Below are 17252 nucleotides of genomic sequence, written 5' to 3'. Positions count from 1 at the left end.
TGCGGGAGGGGCGCTCGGTCGTGCGAGGCGCGGGCGACGGTCAGGACCGCGGCGCCGCCGGGGTCATGGGGGCGCCCTTGCGGGTGACGCGCGGACGGGGGACGCGCCCGGCGCGCATCTGCACCGAGCGCGAGAACACGTACCAGAACGTGCCCTTGGCGGGCTCCTCGCCGAGACGGCTACGGATCTCGTTCTTAGCGCGGCGGGCGAGGAGGACGGCGTCGAGCACGGTGAGGACGATCATGCCGTAGAGCACGACGAAGCCGACGATGTAGGCCCACCGGTTGGGCAGCATGCTGATCGGCAGCGCCACGATCATGATCGGCAGGAGGAACTCGCCGACGTTCCAGCGGGAGTCGACGAGGTCACGCACGAGACGACGCTGCGGGCCCTGGTCGCGCGGGCCGAGCGCCCACTCCTCGCCGCGGTACATGCCCTCCCGGTAGCGCGCCCGCTCGGCACGCTCCTTCTGCCGCGACTCCTGCTTGGCGGCCTTGCGATCGGCGGGCACGATGGGGCGCTTGCGGGCCGCCTCGGCCTCCCGTCGCGACGGGGTCGGACGGTTCTTCGCCCCGGGACGGACCGGCGTGGCCGGGGTCACGACCGGGGGCTCCTCCTGCTTCTTCCATCGATACACGCCCACACCTTATCCACGACCGGGCCCCCTCGCGGCACGCGCTCGTTACGCTGGGGCGATGACCGAGCCGACGCCCCCCACCACCGAGGGCCCCGCCCCCGTCGACCACTGGCGCTCCCGCATCCACGACCTCATGCCGGCCGTGCGCGCCGACCTCGAGGGCCTCGTCCGCATCCCGAGCGTCTCGCTCGGCTCCTTCGACGCCTCCCACGTGCGTCGTAGCGCCGAACGGGTCGCCGAGCTGTTCCGCGACGCGGGCGCCGACGTCGAGGTCGTCCAGATCGGCGACGGGCACCCCGCGATCATCGGTGGGGTGGACGGTCCCGAGGGCGCGCCCACCGTGCTCCTCTACGCCCACCACGACGTCCAGCCGCCCGGCCCCGACTCCGACTGGCGGTCCCCTCCGTTCGAGCCCGTCGAGCGCGACGGCCGCCTCTACGGCCGTGGATCCGCCGACGACAAGGCCGGCGTCATGGCGCACGTCGCCGCCCTCCGCGCCCACGAAGGAGCGCCGCCGGTCAACGTGCGGCTCTTCGTCGAGGGTGAGGAAGAGGTCGGCAGCGCCTCCCTCGGCGCGATCCTCGAGCGATACGCCGACCGCCTCGACTGCGACGCGATCGTCATCGCCGACTCCGCCAACTGGGCCGTCGGCACCCCGAGCCTCACGACGTCGCTGCGCGGCAACGTCCGCGTCAACGTCGAGACCCGCACCCTCGACCACGGCCTTCACTCCGGCATGTTCGGCGGCGCCGTGCCCGACGGCATCACCGCGATGTGCCGTCTGCTCGCCACCCTCCACGACGAGGAGGGCGACGTCGCCGTCCAGGGCCTCGTAAGCGAACCCGACCCCGAGATCGACTACCCGGTGGAGACGCTGCGCGCCGACTCCGGCATCCTCGACGGCGTCGACCTCATCGGCACGGGCTCCCTCGCGGGCCGGCTGTGGTCGCGCCCCTCGGTCAGCGTCATCGGCCTCGACGCCCCCGCCGTCGACGTCGCCGCCAACCTCCTGTCGCCGTCGTGCCGCGCCAAGATCTCCATGCGTATCGCCGCGACGCAGGACCCGCAGGCCGCCTACGAGACGCTCAAGGAGCACCTCGAGTCCCACGCGCCGTGGGGCACGCAGGTCACCGTCGAGCTCGTCGACGCCGGCGCCGGGTTCACGGCCTCCACCGAGGGGCCCGTCGTCGAGGCGGCCCAGGCCGCCCTCGGGGACGCGTGGGGCACCGAGCCCACGACGATCGGACTCGGCGCGTCCATCCCGTTCATCGCGGACTTCGCCGAGACGTTCCCGCAGGCCGCCATCCTCATCACCGGCGTCGAGGACCCCGACACCCGCGCCCACGGCCCGGACGAGAGTCTCCACCTCGACGACTGGGAGAACGTCTGCCTCGCCGAGACGCTCCTCCTCGATCGGCTCGGCCGCCTCCCCGGCCGCGAGGCCTGACCGAATCCCGACCCGGAGTCGAACGACGGGGCGCGGATCCCGACCGGGTGCCCGCGTCACCGTCCGCTCCGCACCCATCCCGTCCGAGACGTCCCCGACGCAAGGAGATCCCCGTTGCGTGTGCTCATCAGCCCCGCCGCGTTTCCCGGCATTCTCACGGCCGTGCAGGCCGCCGAGGCGATGGCCGAAGGCTGGCGGCGACGCGCCCCCGGCGACGACCTCACGCTCGCCCCGCTCTCGGCCGGCGGACCGGGATTCCTCTCCGTGCTCGCCACCGCCGTGGGCGGTGTCTCGGTCGCGACGACCGTGAGCGACCCCCACGGCCGGGAGGTCCCCGCCTCCCTCCTCCTCGTCGAGGACGGGCCGGGCACCCGCACCGCCTACGTCGAGGCGGCGCAGGCCTGCGGCATCCACCTCCTCGCCGCCGACGAACGGAACCCCCTCGTCACGAGTTCCTTCGGTCTCGGCCAGCTCGTCCGCGCGGCGCTCGAGGAAGGCGTGCACCGCATCGTCGTCGGGGTCGGCGACAGCGGCGTCAACGACGGGGGAGCGGGCCTGCTCTGCGCGCTCGGCGTCGGCGACCCGGCCCGCCTCGCCCGGGGCGGCGGTGCCCTCCACGAGATGGACGCCGACGCCCTCGACGGTCTCGAGGAGGCACGGGACCTCCTGGCCGGCACCGAACTCGTCGTCGCGACCGAGGACCGCTGCCCCCTCCTCGGCTTCGACGGCACCTCCGCCCTCGACGCCCCCGAGCGGGGCGCCTCCCCGGAGCAGTGCCAGGCGCTCGAGACGGCCCTCGGCCACTTCCACGACCTCGTCCGGCGCGCGAGCACGCCTCCCACCGATCTCCTCACCGGCCTGCCCCGCCGCCTCGACCGGGAGCCCGGCGCCGGTGCGGGCGGCGGACTCGGCTACGCCCTCCTCGTCCTCGGCGCCCACGTCGAGAGCGCCGTCGACATCGTCCAGCGCGCCTGGGGCATCGAGGAACTCCTCGCACGCCACGACCTCGTCCTCACCGGCGAGGGCTGCTTCGACTGGACCTCGCTGCGCGGCGGCGTCGTCTCCGGTGTCGCGTCCCTCGCGGCCATCCGTGGACTGCCCACCGTCGTCCTCGCCGGGGAGGTCACCGTGGGGCGCCGCGAGACGATGGCGCTCGGCGTCTCCGGCGTCTACGCCGTCGCCGACGACCCCGAGCGGGCCGCGCTCATGATGGCCGACCCCGTCGGATCCCTCACCGCCCGCACGGAGCGTCTCGCCGGCACCTGGTCGCCCTGACAATGCGTCACCTCGTACAGGCTCCTCACCTCGCATGCCGCCGCTGCCGCCGTGGCCGCTCCTGCGCGGGGACGGGCGGCACCACGGGCGGACGCCGGTCGGCCGGGAGAGGAGGGCGCCTCGCGCGGGAACACCCTCCACCCGTACTGTGTTGAGAAGGGTAGCCTCACCCCTCACGGGTCGACCGCGTCCGACGTCCGGCCTGCGCGACACCCCCGGGGGGACCCGACGGGCACTCCGACCGAACGATCTAGGGAGCAACATGACTGTGCAGAACGAGACGAAGGCGCAGACCGCCGAGCACGGCGTCCTCCTCACCGATGTGGCCTCCACCAAGGTGAAGAGCCTTCTCGAGCAGGAGGGTCGCGACGACCTCCGACTGCGGGTCGGCGTGCAGCCCGGTGGCTGCTCGGGGCTCATCTACCAGCTCTACTTCGACGAGCGCACCCTCGACGGTGACGCCGTGCGCGACTTCGACGGTGTCGAGGTCGTCGTCGACCGCATGAGCGCCCCCTACCTCGACGGCGCGACGATCGACTTCGCCGACACCATCGAGAAGCAGGGCTTCACCATCGACAACCCCAACGCGGGCAGCTCCTGCGCCTGCGGCGACTCCTTCAGCTGATCGCACCGGGCTCCTCGCCCGACACGACGCCACGGCACCGTCGTCCCTCACCGGGGCGGCGGCGCCGTTCGTCGTCAACACCCCGCGCGGCCCGGCGTCCCCGCCGAAATCCCACGGCCCCAGCCCGACGCGCCGCCGGCTCGTCTCGGCCCGTGCCGGGCCTCGCCGCGGCTCGCGATAGATTGGCCGTGTGCCTATCGCCGTAGCCGGGTCCATCGCGACCGACCACCTCATGACCTTCCAGGGACGTTTCGCCGACTCCCTCATCGCCGAGCAGCTCGAGAAAGTGTCGCTCTCCTTCCTCGCCGACGGACTCGAGATCCGTCGTGGGGGGGTGGGCGGCAACATCAGCTTCGGCATGGGCCTTCTCGGCGCTCGCCCCGTCCTCGTCGGCTCTGCCGGGCCCGACTTCGACGACTACCGTTCGTGGCTCGAACGTCACGGCGTCGACTGCGAGTCCGTCCACATCTCCGAGACCGCGCACACCGCGCGGTTCGTGTGCACGACCGACTCCGTCCTCGCCCAGATCGCCACGTTCTACCCCGGTGCCATGTCGGAGGCCCGCGAACTCGAGTTCGGGCCCGTCATCGACCGCGTCGGAGACCTCGACCTCGTCCTCATCGGCCCCGACGACCCCGAGGCGATGCTCCGTCACACCGACGAGTGCCGCGAGCGGGGGATCCGCTTCGCCGCCGACCCCAGCCAGCAGATGGCGTTCATGGACGGCCCGTCGATCCGTCGCCTCATCGACGGCGCGACCTACCTGTTCACCAACGAGTACGAGTCACACGTCGCGGAGAAGAAGACGGGTTGGACCGCCGACGAGATCGCCGAGCGCGTCCAGGTCCGCATCATCACCCGCGGGTCCGAGGGGTGCACCGTCGCCGCACGCGGCGAGGAACCGATCAACGTCGACGTCGTCCCGGCCCGCACGGTCGTAGACCCCACCGGCGTCGGCGACGCGTTCCGCGCCGGATTCCTCGTCGGCCTCGACAGCGGCCTCGGATACCGCCACTGCGCCCAGCTCGGCGCCGTCATGGCGACGCACGTCGTCGAGACCGTCGGCACGCAGGAGTACTCCGAGGCGCTCACCGGGCTGCGGGACCGTCTCGCCGAGACCTACGGAGACGCCGACGCCGACACCATCGCCGCGCACCTTCCCCAGGACCGTGTCTGACCTTCCGCCCGAACCGATCGAACCTCCCCCGTCCCATCACCGTTTCGACGCCCGTGGCGGGTGGGGGAGGGAGGTCGTCGGTGTCGGCGCCGACCTCGAACCGGGCACGCTCCTCGAAGCGTACCGGTCCGGCGTGTTCCCCATGGGGGTCGGGCGGCACGGCGCCGGGCCACTCGTGTGGTGGGCGCCGGATCCGCGGGGCGTCCTCCTCCCCGGTGGTCTCCGCGTCTCGCGGTCGCTCCGCAAGTCGATGCGGACGTTCGACGTGACGGTCGATGCGGACTTCGCGGGCGTGCTCGCGGGGTGTGCCGACCCCGGCCGCGAGGGGCGATGGATCACCCCCGCGGTCGCCGCGGCCTACACGCGCCTCCACCGGCTCGGGTGGGCGCACTCCGTCGAGGTGTGGCGCGACGGCGACCTCGTCGGAGGGTTGTACGGCATCGCCGTCGGCGGCCTCTTCGCCGGCGAGTCGATGTTCCACCGCGCCACCGACGCCTCCAAGGTTGCCCTCGTCGCCCTTGTCGAGCGCTGGTTCGCCGACCACGACCCCCGACGTCTCGTCGACACCCAATGGTCGACACCGCACCTCGCGTCCCTCGGGGTCGTCGACGTCCCCCGGACCGACTACCTCCGGCGTCTCTCACGGGCCCTGGAGGCCTCCCCGACGCTCGTGCCGACCACGGTCGACGCATCCCGGTGAGGGATGCCACACCCTCTCGACCCCCCGGAATCCATGCCCGACAACCGGAGCCGGGAGGTACGCTCCGTCCAATCGCCACGCCTCCTGGTCTATGCTGGCGACGTCCATGACCCCGGTGAGCAACTCGCCGGGCGCCGGCGCCCTTCACGTTCCGCGGGGGCGCTACCACCGAACCGGAAGGTGTACCTTGCCTCGGCACGATGACTCACGGAGGCGCGGACGTCGCTCGCGCCTCGCGCTAGGCGGCGTCGCCGCTCTCGCGGCGCTGACGCTCAGCGGCTGCTCCGAAGCGCTGCAGCGGGGGTACCTGCCCAAGGGGGCCTCCGCCGGCGCCGACCGCGTCACCACTCTCTGGGTGGCGAGCTGGATCGCCGCCCTCGCCGTCGGGGTCCTCGTGTGGGGCCTCACGATCTGGTGCATCGTGCGCTACCGCCGCAAGAAGGACGACGTGGGCCTGCCGCCCCAGCTGCGGTACAACGTGCCCATCGAGATCCTCTACACCGTCATCCCCGTGATGATGGTCGGCGTCATGTTCTTCTTCACGGCGCGCGACGAGAAGGTTCTCCTCGACACCACCGCCAAGCCCGACTACACGATCAACGTCGTCGGCAAGCAGTGGAGCTGGGATTTCAACTACATCGACGACAAGGTGTGGGATTCCGGCGTCCAGGCCGAGCTCACCGGCCAGCCCGGCGTCGAGGAGAAGCTCCCGACGCTCTACCTGCCCGAGAACTCGCGGGTCGAGTTCGTCCTCACGGCCCGCGACGTCATCCACTCCTTCTGGGTGCCCGCCTTCCAGCAGAAGCTGGACATGGTGCCCGGCAAGGTCAACAAGCTTCAGATCGAGACCCGCCAGCAGGGCACCTTCCAGGGCAAATGCGCTGAGCTCTGTGGCGCATATCACGCGACGATGCTGTTCAACGTCAAGGTCGTCTCCCAGCAGGAGTTCGACAAGCACATGACCGATCTCGAGGCGAGGGGTCAGACCGGCCTGCTCGACAACTCGCTCAGCCGAGCACACCTGGAGCCGGGGCAACCCGCTTACCAGCAGTACCAACCGCAAGGAGGTGGCAACTGATGGCGTCGATCATCACTCGCCCCGAGCACACCGGTCACGGACCGGCACCTGAGCCGAACACCTCCTTGGGTCGTCGGTTCGTCAAGGTGATCACCAGCACCGACCACAAAGTCATCGCAAACCTCTACTTCGCCACGACGATGGCCTTCTTCGCCATCGGCGGTATTCTCGCGCTGATCATTCGCGCGGAGCTTTACTCGCCCGGCCTGCAGGTCCTGCAGAACCTCGAGCAGTTCAACGCCATGTTCACGATGCACGGCTCGATCATGCTGCTGCTGTTCGCGACCCCGCTCTTCGCGGCGTTCTCGAACCTGCTCGTGCCGCTGCAGATCGGTGCGCCCGACGTCGCCTTCCCGCGGCTCAACATGCTCGCCTACTGGCTCTACCTCTTCGGCGGCGTCGTCGCGGTCTCCGGCTTCCTCGTCCCGGGTGGCGCTGCCTCCTTCGGATGGTTCGCCTACACGCCGCTCTCGAACGGTGTGTTCTCCCCGAGCCTCGGCTCCGACCTCTGGATCCTCGGCTTCGCCGCCACGGGATTCGGCTCGATCATGGGTGCCGTCAACTTCATCACGACGATCGTCTGCATGCGCGCCCCGGGCATGACGATGTTCCGCATGCCCCTGTTCACGTGGACCTCGCTCGTGACCTCGCTGCTCGTGCTCATGGTCTTCCCCGTGCTCACCGCCGCCTGGTTCGCCCTCGCGGGTGACCGCATGTACGGCATGCACATCTACGACCCGATCAACGGTGGCCCGATCCTCTACCAGCACCTGTTCTGGTTCTTCGGCCACCCCGAGGTGTACATCATCGCCCTGCCGTTCTTCGGCATCATCAGCGAGATCCTCCCGGTCTTCTCGCGCAAGCCGATCTTCGGCTACAAGGGCATCATCTTCGCCACGATCGCCATCGCCGCCCTGTCGGCCACCGTGTGGGCCCACCACATGTACGTCACCGGCCAGGTCCTTCTGCCGTTCTTCTCGATCATGACGATGCTCATCGCCGTCCCGACCGGCGTGAAGTTCTTCAACTGGATCGGCACGATGTGGGGCGGCTCGCTCACCTTCGAGACGCCGATGCTGTGGTCGCTCGGTTTCCTCGTCACGTTCCTCTTCGGTGGCCTCACCGGCGTCATCCTCGCCAGCCCGGCCCTCGACTTCCACCTGTCCGACACGTACTTCGTCGTTGCGCACTTCCACTACACCGTCTTCGGCACCGTGGTGTTCGCGATGTTCGCCGGCTACTACTTCTGGTGGCCGAAGATGACGGGCAAGATGCTCGACGAGCGTCTCGGCAAGATCCACTTCTGGATGCTGTTCTTCGGCTTCCACCTGACGTTCCTCGTCCAGCATATTTTGGGTGTCGACGGCATGCCCCGCCGCTACGGCGACTACATGGTCGAGGACCGCTTCACCTTCCTGAACCAGTTCTCCACGTTCGGCTCGATCCTCCTCGGCGCGTCGATGATCCCGTTCTTCATCAACGTGTGGAAGACGGCCAAGCACGCCCCCAAGGTCACGGTCGACGACCCGTGGGGCTACGGCTCCTCGCTCGAGTGGGCCACGTCCTGCCCGCCCCCGCGGCACAACTTCGACGCCCTTCCGCGCATCCGCTCGGAGCGTCCGGTGTTCGACCTCAACCACCCGGAGGTCGCCTCGTTCGACACGCCGACCCCCGACCGGGGCGTGCTTGCCGAGCTGTACGGCGAGCCCGACCTCGAGGGCGAGGCCGCCGGTGCACAGGGTCGTCGTGCTGGAGGTGTCCGATGAGGCAGACCTCGGCGCTCTTCAACGCCGCCGCGATCTTCTTCCTGCCGGTCATGGTGATCTACGGCATCTTCACCAAGTGGACCGAGCCGGTGGGCCTTGTGGCTCTCACCCTCCTCGGGTTCATGGGTCTCATGGTGGGCATGTACCTCCGGATGACCATGAAGAAGCTCGACCGCGACCCGGCCGACGACCCCCGTGGTGAGCAGTGGATGCAGGAAGGCGAGTACGGCTTCTTCAGCCCCCACTCGTGGTGGCCGCTTCCGCTGGCCGTGTCCGCGATCATCGTCTTCCTCGGTCTACGTCTCGGCTTGTGGGTCTTCCTCGTCGGTGTCGTGTTCGGCGCCGTCGCCCTCATCGGGTGGGCCTTCGAGTACTACCGCGAAGACATGGTCATCTGATCTGCAAAACCCGTTTCAGGAACGAACCCCGCTGCACCGCAGCGGGGTTCGTTCCTTTTGTTGCGGGGTTGTTGTATGTCACCGCTGGAAACGGGCCTGCGGATGGGCCACCATGGACGGAGTGCCGAACGCGGACGCCGCTCACCGGGTGGGGGTCATCCGAGCCGTGACGGCGACAGTCATGAGGGGCCGTGAGAGATCGGTCGGCAGGAGGAAGCTGGGTGCTCCCGAACACAGGGATGAAGCGTGGACGCCGCGTGGGCGTCGGGATGGCGATGACGTCGCTCCTGCTCGTCGCGGGGTGCAGTTCGTCCGGAGGCGTCGGGGGGGCCGACAATCCTCCGCCGGCACCGCCGGCGGACCTGGTGTTCTCCGTCAAGGAGAACACCAAGAACGTCAAGCCCGATCAGCGCCTTACGGTGAAGGCCGAGGACGGCGAGCTCGTCATGGTGCGTCTCACCGGCGCCGACGGCAAGGTCGTCCCCGGCAAGGTCGTCGACGGAGTCTGGAGCACCTCGGCCGACACGCGACTCGTGCCGAACGCCCCCTATCGGTGGGCGGCGACGGCGAAGAACGAGGAGGGTGAGGTCTCCCGGCGCGAGGTGGCGTTCACGACGCTCAAACCCAAGGTGGAGGCGACCTACCGTGTCACACCCGACGGGGTGACCGTCGGGGTGGGCATGCCGGTGATGGTGACCTTCGACAGTGCCGTGAGCAGCCCCCAGATGCGCGCGGACGTCGAAAAGCGGATGCGCATCAAGGTGACGCCGGCGCAGAAGGGCTCGTGGGGATGGTTGGACGAGCGCCAGTTCATGTGGAGGCCCGACTCGTACTGGAAGCCGGGCACCAAGATCAAGGTGTCCGCCCCGCTCACCGGGGTCTCCACCGGCACGGACAAATGGGTGACGGAGGACAAGGGAGCAGAGTTCTCCATCGCCGATCGCGCGAGGATCATGCGGGTCGACCTCGCAAGTCATGTCATGTCCGTCTCGGACGATGGCAGGCGGATCGCCAGTTACCCCATCAGCGCGGGCAGGGCGACGCCCTCGTGGGAGACCCGTTCGGGCACGAAGGTCATCACAGAGAAGCACGCGGAGTACGTCATGGACTCGGGGACGCTCGGCGTCTCGGAGGGGGACCCCAACTACTACCGCACCGAGGTCAAGTACGCGATGCGCGTGACGAACACGGGGGAGTTCCTCCACGCGGCGCCCTGGTCGGTGTGGGCGCAGGGTCGTCGCAACGTGAGTCACGGATGCGTCAACCTCGGCCCGTCGGCGGCCGCGCAGCTCTACCGCGGCACGATCGTCGGTGACGTCGTCGAGTTCACGGGCTCCTCGCGGCGCATGAAGCCGGGCGACGGCCTCTCGGTGTGGCTGTTCTCCGCGAAGGAGTGGCGTGCACGTAGCGCGCTGGCGAAGAAGGCCCCGCGCCCGACGCCCACGTCGGCCTCGCCCACGTCTTCGGGCTCACCGTCCGGTTCTTCGTCCGACCAGGCCTCCGAGGGTCCGCAGGATCAGGAGACGGGCCCCACGACGTCGGAGACCACCACTCCTTGATCGTCGGACCGCCCTGACGCGACCGCATCCGTTACCGCCCGAGACCCGGAGTCGGTGGGTCGCCGTGCCGACGCGAGGCGTCCGTGAGGTGCCGCGTGTGGGGAGGCGACGTCGGCAGCGACGGGTGGGCCTGACGCCTCCGGAGACGCCGTGTGACGGCGGCTCGGGCGGGCCGGCCACCCCTGCTCGAGGCAGTGGGTGTGACGGCGCGCGCCCGCATGGTGCTGCGTCGGTGACCGCGTCGATGCTGCGCCTGCCCCGGAGCCGTTTTCGGTGCCCCATGGCGGCCCCGCCGACACTCGACGGTACGTCTTGTCCGGGGCCCCGAGCGACGACGCGGGATCACAGGGGGTCGCAGGCCACTGCGGGAGAAGACGCCCCTGTCGTCGTGGAGGACTCCTACCGGCCCGCTGCGCCTCTTCCCGAGGCATGTGTCCCTTCGTCGAGGAGCCCTCTCAGGGGGTTCCGGGGTCGGGCCGTGGGGTCCCGAACGTCGCGCGCCGTCCGGTCGCAGCGCCTCCCTGCGTGGCTCCGTATGGGGAGGTCGAGACGGAGCAGCCGTCGACCGGTGGCGGAGACCAAACGCTGTGTCGTCAGCCCCAGCCCAGGGCGTGGAGTCGTCCGTCGTCGATGCCGAAGTGGTGGGCGATCTCGTGCACGACGGTGACGGTCACCTCGTGCGCGACCTCCTCGTGGGTCCGGCACATGCGCAGCAGGGGACCGCGGAAGATCGTGATGCGATCGGGCAGACCGAGGTCGCCCCACATGCGCTCGGTTCGGGGCACACCCTCGTAAACGCCGAGGAGCTCCTCACCCGACTCCGGCTCGTCCTCGACGAGGAACACGAGGTTCTCGAGCATGTCGATGAGTTCGGTGGGTACGGCATCGAGAGCGTCGGCGACGAGGTCCTCGAACTCCTCCCTCGTGAGATCCATGACGGTCACCCTCCCATGGTGCACGATTCCGACGCAGACGGGGAGAGACACGACGGCAGCCCGCCGTCGGGGCCTGCGCGCTGCGTGGTGGTGCTCCTCGCTCTCTTCCACGCGACCGGCGGCGGAGGACGGCCACGCCAGGCCGGACTCCTCGCGGGCCTGCGTCAAGGGCCGCCTGGCCATGAAGGGAGGGGCGAGAGCGACGTGGCGATCCGGGGGGTGCCGGGAGGCGGTGACCCGCATTCTCCTTCGTCGCGATTCGTCCCGAATCGAGAGCGGGCCCCGCACCGTGAGGTGCGGGGCCCGCGTCGAGAGTCGAGATCGCCGATCAGTGCTTGGCGTCCTCGAGGATCTCGTCGTGCGTGGCGTCATGGCCGGCGAGGAGCGCGCGGTCATCCGCCTGATCGTGGTGCGCGTGCGCCGACTCGAGCTCCGCAGGAGTGACGGGCGCGACGCGGTCCTTGAAGAAGAACCGGGACCAGGCGGCGCGGCGCTTGTCCTTGCGGGCGGTGGGGGTGGCCACACCGCGCGAGTCCTTACCGTCCGTGAGCTCCAGCGGGGCCGGGCTCTCGTGACCGACGAGCTTCCACATCTCGTACTGATCGAGCGGCTCGTGGTACTCGCGGAACTCGCCACCCGCCGTTCGGACGATGCGGCCGCTCTCCTTGCCGTGGAGCACGAGGTCGCGGTCGGCACGCTGGAGAGAGAGGCAGATGCGCTTCGTCAGCCAGAAGCCGAGGATCGGACCGGCGAAGAACAGGAACCGCAGGACGTGAGTGATGTCGTTGATCGACAGACCCAGTTTGATTGCCATGATGTCGTTGCCGGCGGCGAAGAACATCACCAGGTAGGCGATGAGGGCGCCGATGCCGATGCCGGTGCGGACCGGGCGGTTGCGCGGGCGGTCGAGCAGGTGGTGCTCGCGCTTGTCACCGGTGACCCAGGCCTCGAGGAACGGGTAGGCCCCCGCCAGGGTGAACACGAGCGGCAGGAGCACGATCGAACCGAGCGCCACGTTGAGCGACAGCGTGTAGCGGAAGATCGTGAACTCGAGCCACCCCGGCAGCAGGCGGAGCGCGCCGTCGGCGAAGCCCATGTACCAGTCGGGCTGGACGCCCGCGGTGACGGGGGAGGGGTCGTACGGACCGTAGGCCCACACCGGGTTGATCGTCACGAGACCCGAGATGAGGCTGATGATGCCGAAGACGATGAAGAAGAACCCACCGGCCTTGGCGGCGTAGACGGGCATCACGCGGAAGCCGACGACGTTGTCGTTCGTGCGACCCGGGCCGGGGTACTGCGTGTGCTTGTGGACCATGACGAGCACGAGGTGCGCCGTGAACAGACCGATGAGCAGAGCCGGGACGAGCAGCATGTGCGCCATGTAGAGGCGCGGGATGATGATATCGCCGGGGAAGGCGCCGCCGAACATGATGTAGCTGACGTACGAACCGAGGATCGGCGTCGACTCGACGAAGCCCTCCATGACGCGGAGGCCGGTGCCGGAGAGCAGGTCGTCGGGGAGGGAGTAGCCAGCGAAGCCCTCGATCATGGCGAGGAGCAGCAGGACGCAGCCGATGACCCAGTTGATCTCACGGGGCTTGCGGAAGGCGCCGGTGAAGAACACGCGGGCCATGTGCATGCCGACCGCGGCGACGAAGAAGAGCGCCGCCCAGTGATGGACCTGACGGATGAGGAGACCGCCGGGCACCTCGAACGAGATCTTGAGCGTGGAGGCGTACGCCTCGCTCATGAGGATTCCGTTGAGAGGGGCGTAAGGCCCGTTGTAGTGGACCTCGCCCTGGGAGGGGACGAACCACAGCGTGAGCGCCACGCCGGAGATGAGCGCGACGATCATCGAGTACATCGCGACTTCACCGAGCATGAACGACCAGTGGTCCGGGAAGACCTTGCGCATGAGGTAGCGCATGGGGCCTGCGAGGCCCGTGCGCTCGTCGAACCAGTTCGCGACGGATCCTTCGCGGGCGCCGCGGCCACGGCGGGGCGTCGGCTCCTCGGCGCGAAGCCGATCGGCCGCGCGGGCGGTTGCTTGGGTGCTCATCGCTCACGACTCCAGAAGCTCGGGCCGACGGGCTCCATGAACGGCTGGGCCGCCACGAGGTACCCCTCGTCGTCGACGGTGATCTTCAACTGCGGCAGGGGGCGCTTGGCCGGGCCGAACACGACCTTGCAGTCCTGCGTGACGTCGAAGGTGGACTGGTGGCACGGGCAGAGAAGGTGGTGCGTCTGCTGCTCGTACAGGCCCACGGGGCATCCGGCGTGGGTGCAGATCTTGTTGTAGGCGACGATGCCGTCGTGACCCCAGTCACGGGCCTTCTCGCTCTTGAAGTCCTTGGGGTCGAGGCGCATGAGCAGCACGGCGGCCTTGGCCTTGCGCTGGAGGAGGTTGAGGTCCTCGTCGTGCTCGAAGTGCTGACCCTCCTCGGGCTCCTTGGGGGCCGAGTCGATGCCCTCGGGGAGGACGTGGAAGACGGCGCCCAGGTGGACCTCGTCGGCGCGGATCGGCGTCATCTGCGGGTCCCGCATGAGACGCATCCCCTTCTGCCAGAACGTGTGGTGCAGTTCGCGGCGGGGGAGGTGGCCGAGGCCACCGACGATCGGGAACAGCGGGGGCAGCGCGAAGAGGCCGAGAGCGGTGGCGCCGAGGGCGCCGATCATGGGACGACGGCCGAGCTGGCTGCCGCGGTAGCCCTCGCCAAGGGTCTCGGCGAGCTCCGCACGCGTCTCGGGGGAGGAAGCCGTGGGGTGACGGTCCTCGATCTCCTCCGTGTCGGGCATGAGCGTCTTGGCCCAGTGGACCGCGCCGAGCCCGATCCCGAGGAGGCTGAGGGCGAGGCAGATGCCGAGGAGGCTGTGCTGCACGCTGATGCGCCCGAAGACGGGGACGAACACCATGTCCTTCATGTCGAGCATGAGGTAGGCGACGATGAACCCGATCGAGCCGATCACCGACAGCGTGAACAGCGCCAGGACCTGACGCTCGGCGCGCTTGGCGGCCTTGGGGTCGACGTCCGCGTGTCGGAGGACGTGCGGCGGGAGGCCGGGGTTCTCGAACCTGTCGGGAAGCGTGTCCACGACCCCCGTGTGGTCGGAGTCTCCGGCGAGGTCACGGCCGACCGGAGCGGCGGAGCTGCCGTGGGCCGGGCGCTCCCCTCCCGGAGTGGTGCCGTTCTCGTTCATGTCATCGTTCCTGTCGCTGTGGTGCCTGCGGGGTGTCGTCATGGATCAGGCCGCCTTGCGGCCGAGCCAGACGGCGGCCCCGATCATGAGGGGGATCGCGAAGAACCAGAGGAAGAAACCGTCGGCCACCGGGCCCAGGTTGCCCAGGCTGTGCCCGCCGTAGTTGTTCCGCTGGTCGAGCTGGTGCAGGTAGGCGATGATGTCGCGCTTGGCCTGCGGGTCGATGTTGGCGTCGTCGAAGACCGGCATGGACTGCGGGCCGGTGAGCATGGCCTCGTAGATGTGCTTGCCCTCGATGTTCTTGAGCGGCGGGGCGAACTTGCCGCGGGTGAGGGCGCCTCCGGAACCGGCGAAGTTGTGGCACATGGCGCAGTTCACGCGGTAGATCTCGCCACCGCGGGCGACGTCGCCACCGACGCCGCTCGCGTACTTCTCGTCGGGCACGCCCGGGCCGGGGCCGAGGGAGTCGACGTACGCCGAGAGCTGACGAATCTGCTCGTCGGAGTAGGCGACGTGGCTGTTGCGCTTGGCCTGCACGCCGGGTCCGGCGAGGGGCATACGACCGGTGCCGACCTGGAAGTCGACGGAGGCCGCACCGACACCGACGAGGGACGGGCCGGCCGTCGTGCCCTGGGCCTGCTGGCCGTGACACGTGGAACAGTTGGCCTTGAACAGTCGGGAACCGGCGGCGACGTCGGACGCGGTGTACGAACGCGTGTCCGCGGTCGCCCGGCCTCCGGAGGAGACGAGGGAGTACACCCCGCCGACGGCGACGAGCGCGACGACGAGCAGGGCGAGAAGGACCGCGGGGTGCCGGCGTCGGGTCACGGTAGAGGCAGTCACGAGGGCATCCTTGACATCGGGGATTCGGGGACGGGACGGGCTCGGGTCGCCGAGAGGGGGGCGAGCGCCGTCACTGGAGGATGTAGATGACGGCGAACAGGGCGATCCAGACGACGTCGACGAAGTGCCAGTAGTAGGACACGACGATGGCGCCGGTGGCCTGTCGATGGGTGTAACGGCGGGTCGTGAAGCTGCGGCCGATGATGAAGAGGAACGCGAGGAGGCCGCCGATGACGTGGATGCCGTGGAAGCCGGTCGTGATGTAGAAAGCCGAGGTGTAGGCGCTGGCCGACAGGGTCAGACCGTGCGAGGCGAGCTCGGCGTACTCCATGATCTGGCCGGCGACGAACACCGAGCCGAAGAGGTACGTCAGGACGAACCACTCCCGCATGCCCCACTTCTTGAACTCGAACAGGCGCCCCGTGCGGGAGCCCTGTCCGCGCTCTGCGGCCGCGACGCCGAACTGGCACCAGACGGAGCTGATGACCAGGATCGTCGTGTTCGCGAACGCGAAGGGCACGTTGAGATGAGAGGTGCCGGCCTCCCAGAGGTCGGGGCGCACGGATCGCAGCGTGAAGTAGATGGCGAACAGTCCCGCGAAGAACATGAGTTCGCTCGACAACCACACGATCGTGCCCACGGAGGCCATGTCGGGTCGGGTGACGGGACCGTGTCCCGGGGTCGTGCCCGGTCGAGGTCCCGGTGAGTGAGTATGAGCAGAGGAAACAGTCGCCACGGGCGCCATTATGGGCCATGTCGGGGATCGATTGGGACGTTAGGGACCCGCGGGTGTCTTTCCGGTGGACGTGACGAGGCCGCTCACGGTGCTCGTCCCCCAGGAGAACCGCCCCCACGACGGGGCGGGCGGGGGGTCTCCCGTGCGGCCGGACGCGCGAGACGCGGGCCGTCGGTGCACGGCCCCCGCCCCGCTGGTCGACCACTCCGGGAGCGGGCAGGCGCGCCGTCCACCCCGTTCCGGCCGCCCTGCGTGTCGCGGGTGGAGGGTTCGGGTCGAGTCCGGTGGGCCACAGGTGGTGGCCCGCCCCACGGCCGCCGAGGGTCCCCGACGTGGGCGCGGCCGATCACTCGGCGGGTCGCCCGGTGGGTGCGGCTCCGGAAGGTGGGGGGATATCGGTAGGATTCGGCGCATGACAGGCCTCAGCAGCGAGACGGCGACCGCTTCGTCCGACCCCACCCGTGGTGGGCGTCGCTCGGTGCGTGTCCTGCTGTTCAGTGACGACCGCACCACCCGTGACTCCGTACGCCTCGCCGTCGGCCGGCGACCGGCTCCGGACGTCGAGATCGACTCCTGGGTCGAGTGCGCCACCGCGCCCGCCGTCCTGGAGGCGGTCCACGACGGCCGGGCCGACGTGCTCATCCTTGACGGAGAGGCCGCACCGCTCGGTGGACTCGGGCTCTGCCGCCAGCTCAAGCACGAGGTGTTCGACTGCCCGCCCGTCGTCGTCCTCACCGGCCGCCCCCAGGATGCGTGGCTCGCGTCCTGGTCCTACGCCGACGCCGCCGTCGCCCAGCCGTTCGACGCCCTGACCATGTCGCAGGCCGTCGTCGACGTGGCACGGGCGCTCCCGGACCCCACGGACCACTGAACTC

16 protein-coding genes are annotated in these 17252 nt (G+C 69.6%); 10 read left to right on the top strand and 6 right to left on the bottom strand.

Annotation, left to right across the window (positions count from 1 at the left end):
• Positions 1-40: 40 nt before the first annotated feature.
• Complete coding sequence (locus tag MOPEL_RS13115) at positions 41-637, bottom strand: DUF3043 domain-containing protein (RefSeq protein ID WP_141631348.1); 597 nt, start codon at positions 635-637, stop codon at positions 41-43.
• Positions 638-695: 58 nt separating this feature from the next.
• On the opposite strand from MOPEL_RS13115, the gene MOPEL_RS13110 reads away from it, so the two are divergent.
• From MOPEL_RS13110 to MOPEL_RS13070, 9 genes are all read left to right on the top strand, one after another.
• Positions 696-2084 carry a dipeptidase gene (locus tag MOPEL_RS13110; RefSeq protein ID WP_009483352.1) on the top strand — a complete coding sequence of 463 codons (1389 nt, stop codon included), beginning with the start codon at positions 696-698 and terminating at the stop codon, positions 2082-2084.
• A gap of 120 nt (positions 2085-2204) precedes the next feature.
• Entirely contained in the window at positions 2205-3359 is a 1155-nt protein-coding gene (locus tag MOPEL_RS13105; RefSeq protein WP_306305778.1) for a glycerate kinase family protein, read from the top strand.
• 262 nt (positions 3360-3621) lie between these two features.
• Entirely contained in the window at positions 3622-3984 is a 363-nt protein-coding gene (locus MOPEL_RS13100; protein ID WP_009483350.1) for a HesB/IscA family protein, read from the top strand.
• Positions 3985-4174: 190 nt separating this feature from the next.
• Complete coding sequence (locus MOPEL_RS13095; protein ID WP_009483349.1) at positions 4175-5161, top strand: carbohydrate kinase family protein; 987 nt, start codon at positions 4175-4177, stop codon at positions 5159-5161.
• Positions 5154-5861 carry a leucyl/phenylalanyl-tRNA--protein transferase gene (gene aat / locus MOPEL_RS13090; protein ID WP_009483348.1) on the top strand — a complete coding sequence of 236 codons (708 nt, stop codon included), beginning with the start codon at positions 5154-5156 and terminating at the stop codon, positions 5859-5861. Before MOPEL_RS13095 ends, aat begins: the two co-directional genes overlap by 8 nt.
• 187 nt (positions 5862-6048) lie before the next feature.
• Positions 6049-6939, top strand: a complete 891-nt coding sequence (gene ctaC / locus MOPEL_RS13085; RefSeq protein ID WP_009483347.1) for an aa3-type cytochrome oxidase subunit II — start codon at positions 6049-6051, stop codon at positions 6937-6939.
• Positions 6939-8705: an aa3-type cytochrome oxidase subunit I gene (gene ctaD / locus MOPEL_RS13080; RefSeq protein ID WP_009483346.1), complete on the top strand. Its 1767-nt coding sequence runs from the start codon at positions 6939-6941 to the stop codon at positions 8703-8705. Before ctaC ends, ctaD begins: the two co-directional genes overlap by 1 nt.
• Complete coding sequence (locus tag MOPEL_RS13075) at positions 8702-9103, top strand: cytochrome c oxidase subunit 4 (protein WP_009483345.1); 402 nt, start codon at positions 8702-8704, stop codon at positions 9101-9103. The genes ctaD and MOPEL_RS13075 overlap by 4 nt, the downstream gene beginning before the upstream one ends.
• Before the next feature lie 221 nt (positions 9104-9324).
• Positions 9325-10662: a L,D-transpeptidase gene (locus tag MOPEL_RS13070; protein ID WP_009483344.1), complete on the top strand. Its 1338-nt coding sequence runs from the start codon at positions 9325-9327 to the stop codon at positions 10660-10662.
• A gap of 593 nt (positions 10663-11255) precedes the next feature.
• Here MOPEL_RS13070 and MOPEL_RS17375 read toward each other — a convergent pair.
• From MOPEL_RS17375 to ctaE, 5 genes are all read right to left on the bottom strand, one after another.
• A complete protein-coding gene (locus MOPEL_RS17375) occupies positions 11256-11597 on the bottom strand; it encodes a metallopeptidase family protein (protein ID WP_051992325.1) in 342 nt (113 codons plus the stop codon).
• Between the two features lie 328 nt (positions 11598-11925).
• The gene (qcrB, locus tag MOPEL_RS13060) at positions 11926-13659 is read right to left on the bottom strand and encodes a cytochrome bc1 complex cytochrome b subunit (RefSeq protein ID WP_009483342.1); all 1734 of its coding nucleotides are present in this window, start codon (positions 13657-13659) and stop codon (positions 11926-11928) included.
• Positions 13656-14798, bottom strand: coding sequence for a cytochrome bc1 complex Rieske iron-sulfur subunit (gene qcrA, locus MOPEL_RS13055; protein ID WP_009483341.1), 1143 nt, complete (start codon positions 14796-14798; stop codon positions 13656-13658). The genes qcrB and qcrA overlap by 4 nt, the downstream gene beginning before the upstream one ends.
• Before the next feature lie 45 nt (positions 14799-14843).
• Positions 14844-15641 carry a cytochrome bc1 complex diheme cytochrome c subunit gene (gene qcrC, locus MOPEL_RS13050; protein WP_009483340.1) on the bottom strand — a complete coding sequence of 266 codons (798 nt, stop codon included), beginning with the start codon at positions 15639-15641 and terminating at the stop codon, positions 14844-14846.
• A 70-nt stretch (positions 15642-15711) separates the two neighbouring features.
• Positions 15712-16386, bottom strand: a complete 675-nt coding sequence (ctaE, locus tag MOPEL_RS13045; protein WP_444542959.1) for an aa3-type cytochrome oxidase subunit III — start codon at positions 16384-16386, stop codon at positions 15712-15714.
• 403 nt (positions 16387-16789) lie between these two features.
• Between ctaE and MOPEL_RS13040 the strand changes: the two genes are divergently transcribed.
• The gene (locus tag MOPEL_RS13040) at positions 16790-17248 is read left to right on the top strand and encodes a response regulator (protein ID WP_040634526.1); all 459 of its coding nucleotides are present in this window, start codon (positions 16790-16792) and stop codon (positions 17246-17248) included.
• Positions 17249-17252 lie beyond the last annotated feature (4 nt).

The sequence above is a fragment of the Mobilicoccus pelagius NBRC 104925 genome, assembly GCF_000247995.1.
GTDB classification, from domain to species: Bacteria; Actinomycetota; Actinomycetes; order Actinomycetales; family Dermatophilaceae; genus Mobilicoccus; species Mobilicoccus pelagius.
Note: the sequence above shows the minus strand (reverse complement) of the source record. Positions and strands in the feature narration are given on the sequence as shown.

Coding starts and splice junctions, on each gene's coding strand:
- MOPEL_RS13110 (WP_009483352.1), top strand. CDS start 696: ATGACCGAGCCGACGCCCCCCACCACCGAGGGCCCCGCCCCCGTCGAC.
- MOPEL_RS13100 (WP_009483350.1), top strand. CDS start 3,622: ATGACTGTGCAGAACGAGACGAAGGCGCAGACCGCCGAGCACGGCGTC.
- ctaD (WP_009483346.1), top strand. CDS start 6,939: ATGGCGTCGATCATCACTCGCCCCGAGCACACCGGTCACGGACCGGCA.
- MOPEL_RS13075 (WP_009483345.1), top strand. CDS start 8,702: ATGAGGCAGACCTCGGCGCTCTTCAACGCCGCCGCGATCTTCTTCCTG.
- MOPEL_RS17375 (WP_051992325.1), bottom strand. CDS start 11,597: ATGGATCTCACGAGGGAGGAGTTCGAGGACCTCGTCGCCGACGCTCTC.
- qcrB (WP_009483342.1), bottom strand. CDS start 13,659: ATGAGCACCCAAGCAACCGCCCGCGCGGCCGATCGGCTTCGCGCCGAG.
- qcrA (WP_009483341.1), bottom strand. CDS start 14,798: ATGAACGAGAACGGCACCACTCCGGGAGGGGAGCGCCCGGCCCACGGC.
- ctaE (WP_444542959.1), bottom strand. CDS start 16,386: ATGGCGCCCGTGGCGACTGTTTCCTCTGCTCATACTCACTCACCGGGA.
- MOPEL_RS13040 (WP_040634526.1), top strand. CDS start 16,790: ATGACAGGCCTCAGCAGCGAGACGGCGACCGCTTCGTCCGACCCCACC.